This window comes from Paeniglutamicibacter sp. (assembly GCF_046714615.1).
Lineage (GTDB): Bacteria > Actinomycetota > Actinomycetes > Actinomycetales > Micrococcaceae > Paeniglutamicibacter.
In genome coordinates, this window is sequence record NZ_JBKKAP010000047.1 from 25,208 (window position 1) to 34,858 (window position 9,651).

A 9,651-nucleotide genomic window follows, 5' to 3' on the forward strand; every position below is an offset into this window, starting at 1 on the left:
GTATGCGGCAATTCTCGGGAAGTTCGACTAGTTGACGGCTCGATTTGGTCCCTGGGCATTCCACTGTTATTGTTGTATCTACCGACGCGGGGTGGAGCAGTTCGGTAGCTCGCCGGGCTCATAACCCGGAGGTCACAGGTTCAAATCCTGTCCCCGCCACAAAGAAACAGCCTTTGTTCCTGTTACAGGAACAAAGGCTGTTTGCATTAACGAACCGACCGGAAACGGGGGGCCTGGTTTCGGGTATCGCCGGCCGGCTAGCAGTAGAGGCCCACGAGCTAGAGCTGGGGTGCCAACCCCGCTGTCCGGCATCGTCCAAGTCCGTGTCGAAGACGCCACGCCCGTCGCTACCCTTGCCGGGTCGCCTGAAATGGCAGGAAGACTATTCCTTGCCGAAATTCATTGACCGCGGGTACGCTCGGCCATTGTTGATCATCGTCGGTGATCGGCACATCGACGATCCCGCCCCGAGGGAACCGCTCCGGAGCGAAGGGAAGGGAACCATGCCGAATCTGAAAATGATCAAGCCGAGTATTCTTTCCCTGCGCGTTCTCGCCGGCCAGCATAAGCATGAACAAGTCACTCGGTTGCCCCGTTTGTAGAATCCTGCACGTTAGCAGGACACTTAACCCCGCGACCGCACACCGGTTCGGGGTTTCTTGCATTGATCCGATCGTTTCCCCGAATTTTTCGACCTGGCCCTGATTCCGCACGGCCGGGAAAAGATAATCAGAAAGGGAGAACGTGGAGACCATCAATGGCCGGCTCAAGAACTGGGCGTCCATCTTGGACGCCAAGACCCGGGAGCAGGCAATCACCGCCTCGAAGATGCTGTTTGTCTTCCCTCACCTTGCCTTGATGCCCGATGCGCATCTTGGCAAGGGAGCGACTGTCGGCTAGGTGATCCCCACTCTCGGGGCCATCATTCCTGCCGCCGTTGGCGTGGACATCGGGTGCGGCATGATCGCAGTGAAAACCCAGTACACCGCACGCCAGCTCCCCGCCGACCGCAAGCCGCTGCGTGAGGACTCGAACATGCGATTCCCCTCTCGGCCGGCAGGTACAACCGCAAGGTGGTGGCCACGGCGGTTCCCAGGGTCGTGGAATTGAAGGCACGAGCGGCCGAAGCCGGCTTCGATCCGGGAAGCTACGCGGGGAACTGGGAACTCCAGCTCGGATCCCTCGGATCCGGAAACCACTTCATTGAGATTTCCCTGGATGAGGATGACGACATGTGGCTTTTCCTCCACTCCGGTTCCCGGGGGATTGGCAACAGGATCGCTTCCAAGCACATCAAGGTGGCCCAGCAGGTGGCCAAGAAATATGGGATCGAGCTTCCGGACCCGGATCTTGCGTACTTGGTCGAGGGAACCGAGGAGTTTGATGCCTGCATCCGGGAATTGGGGTGGGCACAGCATTTTGCGCTGCTCAACCGCGAGGAAATGGTGGACCGGGTCATTCGCCAGTTCGGCGAATGGGTCGGGGGAGAGGTTCAGGAACTGGAACGGATCAACTGCCACCACAATTTCACGGGAGAGCCACACCCACTTCGGCAAGTCGGTGTGGCTCTCCCGGAAGGGTGCCATTCGAGCCCGCGAAGGTGACCAGGGATTGATTCCGGGGTCGATGGGCACAGCTTCGTACGTGGTCGTGGGCAAGGGCAATGCGGTCGCCTTGGATTCCTCACCGCATGGTGCCGGGCGCGAGTACTCGCGCCCGGCTGCGCGCAAGACCTTCAGCCTCGAACAATTGCGTGAAGCGATGGCCGGGATCGAGTATCGCGATACCGATGCCTTCGTAGACGAGATCCCCGGTGCCTACAAGCCCTTTGACCAGGTCATGGAAGATGCCGCCGGTTTGGTGCGTGTGCGGCATAAGCTGCGCCAGATCATCAACGTCAAGGGAGATTAAGAAAATGGTTGGGTGGCCCACGGACTTCGTGGGCCACCCAACCATTGGGTATTGCCGATGTGCTCTTTCCTACGGTGTATGCCGCGGGGTGTCTTCCGTGGGGTTGCCGCCGTCGTCACTGGGCTTGCCTTTTTCGTCGCCAGGTTTGCCTTCTTCGCGCAATTTGCGTTCCCGGGCTTCTATTTCGGCTTCCTTGCGGCGCAACTCATTCTCACGGGCCTTGCTGCGACGCTGCCTTTCCAGATCGCGAAGGAATTCCGGATCGTCGTCCGGGGCCCCGGTTGCGCCCCGGCGTGTCTGTGCCGGTCCCGCGTCGGAAATTTCCTTGGGCCGACCCAACCAGAACCATAGCCCGGCCCCGATCAGTGGAAGCAAGACGATTGCGGCCACCCAGCCAGTCTTGGGCAGCGAACGGACGTCGCTCGGACGCGTACGCACGCATTCGATCAAGGCATAGATGGTTACTGCGAGTGCAACCAATGCCATAAAAATAAAGTTCCTGACCATATAGACAGTCTAGTGAATTTATCTGTGTTCTGGCTGCGTCTAGACTGTATGGGTGCAGTTCTTCAAGTACACCGTGATCCGGTTGGCCCTTTTCTTCGTAGTATTCCTACCACTCGTATATCTCCTGCGCTGGCCCATTTTCACGGCGGGCCTGATCGCATTGGTGATCGCGTTTGCGCTGAGCTACCTTTTCATGAACAAGATGCGCTTGGCGGCCAACGCCGACGTGCAGAAAATGTTCAACTCCAAAGGGCCCAAGAAGTCCAAACACGACTTGGACGACGAGGCAGCCGAAGACCGGTTCCTGGACGGCGAAAAGTAACTTTTAGCATTCGTGCCCTTGCGGGGTTGCCGGTTGCATCCGATTGAGGTGCGAACGGCAGCCCCACTGACGTTTAAATGTCAATCGCATGCCTCGCGCAGCCTGACATGCGGTTGGGCATGGCTCGGGCAGCCGAGCGGCCACGCAAGCACGTGCCGGTGTTGCCGGGCCGCATCGCGCGCCGGTTGTTGGTGGACGGTGCACGAAGGGCGCGCCCCTGAGGACCAAAGAGCAGGAGCCCGGCCATTGAAGTGGCCGGGCTCCTGCTCATGAAAATTGTAGTGAAGCGCTGGTCGCGGGACGGGCGACCTATGCCAGGGCCAGCTCCATCACGATGGCCACCGTGAAAAGCGCGGCGTAGGCAAGATTGATGATGCCCGTCTGCTTGAGCACCGGGATCAGGGCGCCCGGTTCGTGCCTGCGCAACACGGTCCAGCTTGGTGCCACGCCCAGCGGCACGGTGAGCAGGATGAGCCACATCCAGAGGTGCGTGGACACCATGACCAGAGGCAACAAGATGGCCAGTGTCAGCATCATGACGTAGCTGATGCGTGCGGCAGGATCTCCAAGCCGCACGGCCAAGGTCATTTTGCCGACTTCCTTGTCGGTGGGGATGTCGCGGATGTTGTTGGCCATCAACAACGCGGTGGCGATGAGCCCGGTCCCCACGGCCCCAATATAGGCCGGAAGCGTGAGCTGGTGTGCCTGGGTGTATGTGGTCCCCAGGGTGGCAACGAGGCCGAAGAAGATGAAGACGAATACCTCGCCCAGCCCCCGATAGCCATAGGGGTTCTTGCCGCCGGTGTACCCCCATGCCGCGAAGATTGCCGCGACGCCGACCAGCAGCAGCGGCCAGGATGCGGTGTACACGACCAGGAACGCTCCCACGATGCCTGCGAACCCGAAACAGGCGAAGGCCGCGTTGCGGACCGTGGCAGGTTTGGCCAGGCCCGATCCGGTCAGGCGCAGTGGGCCGACACGGACATCGTCAGTGCCACGGATCCCGTCGGAGTAGTCATTGGAATAGTTGACCCCTATCTGGAGCAGCAGTCCGACCACCAGGGCGAGGAGGGCTTCCGGCCAGGCTAGTTTTCCGGTGATGTCCACGGCGGCCGCCGTGCCAATAATCACCGGGGCAATCACAATGGGAAGGGTCCGCAAGCGTGCGCCCGCAACCCATTGGGCAATCGTAGCCACCATCAATCCTCTCGCTGCTTCCAAAAAACCTGCAGCCCCTATTCTCTCCCGCCCGTTGACAGGGGAGAAATTCCACCGGCGACAGTCGGTGCCGCTAGAGCGAGACGATCAGCAAGGTAGCGGCGAAAACGATCCCGGAGGCGATCAGCACAATCGTGGTGTAGCCCAGGATGTCGCGCATCTTCAGACCGGCGATGGCCAGCAGCGGCAGCGCCCAGAAGGGCTGGATCATGTTGGTCCACTGGTCGCCATAGGCAACGGCCATGATCGGGATGGAAGGGTCCACTCCCAGTTCCGCGGCCGCCGTGAGCATGATGGGCGCCTGCACGGCAAACTGCCCGCCGCCGGAGGGAACGAAGAAGTTCACCAGTCCGGCCGACAGGAACGCCAGCACGCCGAAGGTCTGCGGCGTGGAGATCGAAACGAACACGTCCGAGAGCACCTGGATCAGGCCGGTGCCGGTCATGATGCCCAGGATGCCGGCGTAAAGCGGGAACTGCAACAGGATCTCACCGACATTCGATGCCGCGTGCTTGGTGAGTGCCATCAGCTCGAAGGGGCTGCGCACCAACAGCAGGATCAGGGCCAGGAAGGACCAGTTCACGATATCCAGGGTCAGGGTGCCGCCGGTGGAGAAGTGGATGGCCAGGTAGGCCAGCAACATCACACCCAGCAGCAGCGTCGGCAGCCGGCTCGCATCCAGTCGGTCGGCGGGGGTCGTGACCTCGTCGTCAACGGCCACAAGTTCCTCACGGGCGTCCTGGACCAGTTCCACGATCTTGTCGTTCCCGCGTGGAGCCACCAGATACAGGGAGAAGGCGACCAGGATGATGGTGGCCACCGTGGCGATCATGTTCCATGAGGAGAAGGTGGTCTCGGAAATCGAGAGCGGGCCGCCGAGTTGCTTGGCGATGAACGAGTCGGGGGTGGCGGCGGTCAGAGGCCCGGAGCCGGAGTAGCCCATGTGCCAGACCACGAACCCGGCGAATCCCGCGGCCACGAGCATCGGGAAGTGGAAGCGGATGCCGCGTTCGCGTCCCTGGGCGGCGACTTCCCTGGCCAGCAGGCCGCCGACCACAAGTCCCAGGCCCCACGTGATCAGGGAGGCCACGGCAGCCACGAGGAACACGAACACGTAGCCCTGTAGCGGGGTCTTGGGGATGCGCCCCAGGAATCGCAGGAGCTTTCGCACTGGCCGGGTGTTGGCAAGGATGAATCCGAGCATCAGCACCAGGGCCATTTGGGTGATGAAGGCCAGCAGCCCGGCCAGCCCGTCGCCCCAGCTTTGCACGATGAGCATCGGGCTGGACCCGGTGATTAACAGCGCGAGGATGGCGACGATGAAGGTCAGGGCAATGGCGAAGACCAGGGCCGAGGGGATGAATCGTTCGACAAGGTTGTTGATGGGCCGCATGGCCCGTGAGATCGCTGTTCCACCTTGCGGTGTGGCGGTTTTGCTCATGGACTAACACCTCTTTGTGCAGATCCGACAGGGGGTCTGGCCAGAAAATGCACGATGACCAGTGATGTTTCCCACGCTACGTCAGGATCGCTGGCTTCCTGGCAGCCAGTCGCCGGGGCCGGGGGCGTGTCGTGCGTTCAGGCGCGGGGCCGCGCGCCACAACCGGTCGGTCAGTCGGAGGCTTCGGCCAGCAGGGAGGCGAGCAACATCCTGTCGATCTTGCCGTTGGGCAGCAGCGGCAACGCTTCGAGCCTTTGCATGCGGCGGGGCACCGCGGCGGCACCAAGCGATTCACGCACCGCGGCGGCCAGGGATTCCGGGCCGGCGCTTCCGACATAGGCGGCACCGATTTGCTGGCCCCACTGCGCATCCGTCACCGGAACCACCGCTGCTGCCGATACGCCGGGCAGTGCCTCGACGATGCGCTGGACCTGGGCCGCGGAGACCTTCACCCCGCCGGTGATGATCACGTCGTCCGCGCGGCCGGTCACCGAGAGCACTCCGTCCGTGTAGCTTCCCAGGTCGTCGGTGGCATACCAGCGCACTCCGGACCCGTCGACGGTGAAGTGCTTGGCGGTCAGTTCTGCATCCCTGAGGTAGCCCGAGGCGATGGTTGGCCCGCCCAACATGATCCGCCCGTCGACGACCTTGACCTGCACCCCGGGCAGGGCCTTGGCGTCATAGACGCACCCGCCGGCGGTCTCGCTGGAGCCGTAGGTGAGGTGGAGCTTCAGCGAGTGCTTGGAGGCCTCTTCCAGGACAGCCTGCGGGGCACGGGCCCCGCCGAGCAGGATCGCGTCAAAGCGCTGCAGCGTGGCAATGGTTTGTGCGTCCGGATCCGTCAGCAGGCGTTGCAGCTGGGTGGGAACCATGGAGACCAGGCGCCTGCGGTCGGTCAGGGCCGAGGCCGCCTCGTTGAACCCCCGGGAGGAGAAGCTCTGCTCCAGGTCCATGGCCCAGGGCCGGGTGCCCGCGTACAGGCTGCGCGTCAGCACGGCCAGGCCCGCCACGAAGTGGATGGGCAGCGGAAGCAGCCACTGTCCCTCGAAGCCCAGGTACTCGGCCGTGGCCATGGAGGAGGAGGCCAGGGCATCGACGGACAACGCGGTGCGCTTGGGGGTCCCGGTGGAACCCGAGGTGCGCACCACCGCTGCGATGCCCTCCATGCCGACCAACTCCGAGCCCGGCACTTCGTTCGCAAGGTAGTCGTTGCCCGTGGTGCCGGGCAGGATTTCCACCGCCGGACCTTCCTCGTGGAGCGAGGCGGACAGGGCGGAGAGTGCGGCGTCTGGGTTCATGGGGTCTTCACTGCCTTTGCCGGAGAGGGGACGGTTTTCCGGAGCGAGTGCTTCCTAGAAGTAGTACGGGTGGCCCGACCAGTCGGGGTCGCGCTTCTGCAGGAAGGCGTCACGGCCCTCGACGGCCTCGTCGGTCATGTAGGCCATGCGGGTGGCCTCGCCGGCGAAGACCTGCTGGCCGGCCAGACCGTCGTCGGCCAGGTTGAAGGCGAATTTGAGCATGCGGATGGCCTGCGGGGATTGCTTGGCAATGTCTGCCGCATATTCCAGGGCGACTTCCTCGAGACGGGCGTGGTCAACGGCCTCGTTGACGGCGCCCATGCGCACCATGTCCTCGGCCGAGTATTCGCGGGCGAGGAAGAAAATCTGGCGGGCCGTCTTCTGGCCCACTTGGCGGGCCAGCAGCGCCGAGCCGTAGCCGGCGTCGAAGGAGCCGACGGTGGCGTCGGTCTGCTTGAACTTGCCGTGCTCGCGGGAGGCGATGGTGAGGTCCGAGACCACGTGCAGCGAGTGCCCGCCGCCGGCGGCCCAGCCGTTGACCACGGCGATGACGACCTTGGGCATGGTGCGCATCAGGCGCTGGACCTCAAGGATGTGCAGGCGTCCGGCGCGGGCGGGGTCGATCGAGTCGGCGTTCTCGCCCTCGGCGTAGCGGTAGCCGTCGCGGCCGCGGATGCGCTGGTCCCCGCCGGAACAGAATGAATGCCCGCCGTCCTTGGGGGAGGGTCCGTTGCCTGTCAGCAGCACCGTTGCCACGTCGGCGCTCATGCGCGCGTGGTCCATGATGCGGTAGAGCTCATCCACGGTGCCGGGGCGGAACGCGTTGCGGACCTCGGGCCGGTTGAAGGCGATGCGCACGGTCGGCAGGTCGCGGACGATGTTGCCGGCGGAGTCGCGTTCGACCTGGCGGTGGTAGGTCATGTCCTCGAGGTCGAAGCCCTCGACCGTGCGCCACTGCACGGGATCAAAGATGTCGGAAACCTTGGCTGGCAATTGTTCGGTGGAATCATGGGTGCTCACAATCATGAATGCTATCGGTTCGGGAGCCATGGGGACGAAAGCGGCGCCGGTTGCCGGTTCACCCCGCCCTTGCCACGCCTCGGGCCCGCGGGGTGAGGCGAACTGTTCAACAATTAATAGTGGCGCTTTGGCCCAGCATGTGATCTGCATCAAACCACCACCTCACTAGTGCACTTGCGTCAAGCGAGGTGGTGTGCATCACAGCTTGAGGTTGGGTTTCGGCTCATAGATCAACTTCATATTGGGTGGCAAAGTGCGGTAAGTTTGCGGCTTGCACCCCCACCCGATGTTTGATCGGGCACCCTGAAACGGGTCTAGCCGGGTGTCCTCCCCGTTTTACCGAGGCGGGTTGATTGAGTCACCAAAGGAGCTACACGTTGGAACCGCACAACGTCCGAGACCACCAGCAGCACGTCTCCACCAAAGACGAGCAGCTGACGTCCGAGGGCTACAAGAAGACCCTCACCCGCCGGCACGTCCAGATGATCGCCATGGGTGGCGCCATCGGCGTGGGCCTGTTCATGGGGGCCGGCGGCCGCTTGGCCTCGACCGGACCCGCCTTGATCTTTTCCTACGCCATTGCCGGGTTGATTGCGTACTTCCTGATGCGCGCGCTGGGCGAACTCATCATGTATCGCCAGTCCTCTGGTTCCTTCGTTTCCTACGCCGGTGAGCTCTTCGGAGCCAAGGGAGCCTTCCTCTCGGGTTGGATGTACGTGCTGAACTGGGCCATGACCGGCATCGCCGAGCTCATCGCCATCGGCCTGTACTTCACCTACTTCTTCCCGGGCGTCCCGGTGGAAGCCGCCGCGCTTTGCGCACTGGGCCTGCTGATTGCCGTGAACCTCTTTAGCGCCAAGGCCTTTGCCGAGTTTGAGTTCTGGGCATCGTTCCTGAAGGTCGCTGCCATCGTGCTCTTCCTGTGCATCGGCACCTACCTGGTCGTGACCAACGCCCAGGTAGGCGACGGACACGCCTCGGTGTCCAACCTGTTCGCCGGCGAGGGTGGCATGTTCCCGCGCGGATTCATGATCACCATCCTGGTCCTCAATGCCGTCATCTTCGCCTACAACGCCATTGAGCTGGTCGGCATCACCGCCGGCGAAATGGAGGACCCTGCCAGGGAAGTCCCCGCTGCCATCCGCGCCGTCGTCGTGCGCATCGTGGTCTTCTACGTCGGTTCGGTGACACTGCTGGCCATGATCGTGCCGTGGAACCAGTACAAGGCCGGGGAAAGCCCGTTCGTCACCGTCTTTGACCAGCTGGGCTGGGGCTGGATCGGCGGCGTCATGAACTTCGTGGTCATCACCGCCGCGCTGAGCTCCTGCAACTCGGGTCTGTACTCCATTGGCCGCATCTTCCGCGCCATGGCCAACAACGGCCACGCCCCGCAATGGCTGACCAAGATGAACAAGCGCTACGTCCCCTACGCCGGCATCCTGGCCATCGGCGGGGTGTATTTCGTGGGCATCATCCTCAACGTCTGGCTCGGCGGAACCTACGCCTTCGACCTGGCGCTGAACACCGCCTCGATCGGTGTCCTGTTCACCTGGGCCTCGATCTTCGCCTGCCAGCTCATGCTGCGCAAAAAGCGCGGCAAGGTCTCCTCCCTGCCGATGCCGGGTTCGCCCTACACGAGCTGGGCCGGCCTGATTGCCCTGGCAATCATCACGGTGCTGATCGGCTTTGACACTCTTACCGGCCCGGACGGAGTGGTCTTCCCCCTCGGCCTGTACACCATTGCCTGCATCCCGCTGATCGCTGTCGGTCTCTGGATCGGTTGGCAGAAGGCCAAGCACAACACGGCCAAGAGCGAGCTGTACTCCTAACCCCCGGCCACACCGGGCCTCGCGGACAACAAAGTGGTGGGGGGGGGGGGGGGGGGGGGGGGGCGGGGGGGGGCCCCCCCCCCCCCCCCCGCCAGCCGCGGCGGG

The 9,651-nt window shown here is 63.2% G+C and carries 9 protein-coding genes, 1 tRNA gene and 1 pseudogene; 6 read left to right on the top strand and 5 right to left on the bottom strand.

Annotation, left to right across the window (positions count from 1 at the left end; genetic code table 11):
* The first annotated feature begins 85 nt into the window (after nucleotides 1–85).
* The 4 genes and pseudogenes from ACLQ7E_RS05590 to ACLQ7E_RS05605 all read left to right on the top strand — a co-directional run bounded on the left by ACLQ7E_RS05590 (nucleotide 86) and on the right by ACLQ7E_RS05605 (nucleotide 1,911).
* Nucleotides 86–159 (top strand) — tRNA-Met (locus ACLQ7E_RS05590).
* 585 nt (nucleotides 160–744) lie between these two features.
* Complete coding sequence (locus tag ACLQ7E_RS05595; RefSeq protein ID WP_411731580.1) at nucleotides 745–900, top strand: hypothetical protein; 156 nt, start codon at nucleotides 745–747, stop codon at nucleotides 898–900.
* Nucleotides 901–1,110, top strand: coding sequence for an RtcB family protein (locus tag ACLQ7E_RS05600; RefSeq protein ID WP_411731581.1), 210 nt, complete (start codon nucleotides 901–903; stop codon nucleotides 1,108–1,110). It abuts the gene before it with no gap.
* Nucleotides 1,101–1,911: pseudogene (locus ACLQ7E_RS05605) on the top strand (RtcB family protein). Before ACLQ7E_RS05600 ends, ACLQ7E_RS05605 begins: the two are co-directional and overlap by 10 nt.
* Before the next feature lie 69 nt (nucleotides 1,912–1,980).
* Here ACLQ7E_RS05605 and ACLQ7E_RS05610 read toward each other — a convergent pair.
* A complete protein-coding gene (locus ACLQ7E_RS05610; RefSeq protein WP_411731582.1) occupies nucleotides 1,981–2,397 on the bottom strand; it encodes a PLDc N-terminal domain-containing protein in 417 nt (138 codons plus the stop codon).
* A gap of 73 nt (nucleotides 2,398–2,470) precedes the next feature.
* On the opposite strand from ACLQ7E_RS05610, the gene ACLQ7E_RS05615 reads away from it, so the two are divergent.
* Entirely contained in the window at nucleotides 2,471–2,740 is a 270-nt protein-coding gene (locus ACLQ7E_RS05615; RefSeq protein WP_411731583.1) for a DUF4229 domain-containing protein, read from the top strand.
* A 309-nt stretch (nucleotides 2,741–3,049) separates the two neighbouring features.
* On the opposite strand, the gene ACLQ7E_RS05620 is transcribed toward ACLQ7E_RS05615, so the two are convergent.
* From ACLQ7E_RS05620 to ACLQ7E_RS05635, 4 genes are all read right to left on the bottom strand, one after another.
* Nucleotides 3,050–3,937, bottom strand: coding sequence for a 1,4-dihydroxy-2-naphthoate polyprenyltransferase (locus ACLQ7E_RS05620; RefSeq protein ID WP_411731592.1), 888 nt, complete (start codon nucleotides 3,935–3,937; stop codon nucleotides 3,050–3,052).
* A gap of 94 nt (nucleotides 3,938–4,031) precedes the next feature.
* The gene (locus ACLQ7E_RS05625; RefSeq protein ID WP_411731584.1) at nucleotides 4,032–5,399 is read right to left on the bottom strand and encodes a short-chain fatty acid transporter; all 1,368 of its coding nucleotides are present in this window, start codon (nucleotides 5,397–5,399) and stop codon (nucleotides 4,032–4,034) included.
* 170 nt (nucleotides 5,400–5,569) lie between these two features.
* Complete coding sequence (locus ACLQ7E_RS05630; protein ID WP_411731585.1) at nucleotides 5,570–6,697, bottom strand: AMP-binding protein; 1,128 nt, start codon at nucleotides 6,695–6,697, stop codon at nucleotides 5,570–5,572.
* A 54-nt stretch (nucleotides 6,698–6,751) separates the two neighbouring features.
* Nucleotides 6,752–7,723, bottom strand: a complete 972-nt coding sequence (locus ACLQ7E_RS05635; protein WP_411731586.1) for a 1,4-dihydroxy-2-naphthoyl-CoA synthase — start codon at nucleotides 7,721–7,723, stop codon at nucleotides 6,752–6,754.
* Between the two features lie 371 nt (nucleotides 7,724–8,094).
* On the opposite strand from ACLQ7E_RS05635, the gene ACLQ7E_RS05640 reads away from it, so the two are divergent.
* Nucleotides 8,095–9,546 carry an amino acid permease gene (locus ACLQ7E_RS05640; RefSeq protein ID WP_411731587.1) on the top strand — a complete coding sequence of 484 codons (1,452 nt, stop codon included), beginning with the start codon at nucleotides 8,095–8,097 and terminating at the stop codon, nucleotides 9,544–9,546.
* Nucleotides 9,547–9,651 lie beyond the last annotated feature (105 nt).

Excerpts from the sequence above, each read along its gene's own strand:
- ACLQ7E_RS05625 (WP_411731584.1), bottom strand. The coding sequence starts at position 5,399 with ATGAGCAAAACCGCCACACCGCAAGGTGGAACAGCGATCTCACGGGCC.
- ACLQ7E_RS05630 (WP_411731585.1), bottom strand. The coding sequence starts at position 6,697 with ATGAACCCAGACGCCGCACTCTCCGCCCTGTCCGCCTCGCTCCACGAG.
- ACLQ7E_RS05610 (WP_411731582.1), bottom strand. The coding sequence starts at position 2,397 with ATGGCATTGGTTGCACTCGCAGTAACCATCTATGCCTTGATCGAATGC.
- ACLQ7E_RS05635 (WP_411731586.1), bottom strand. The coding sequence starts at position 7,723 with ATGATTGTGAGCACCCATGATTCCACCGAACAATTGCCAGCCAAGGTT.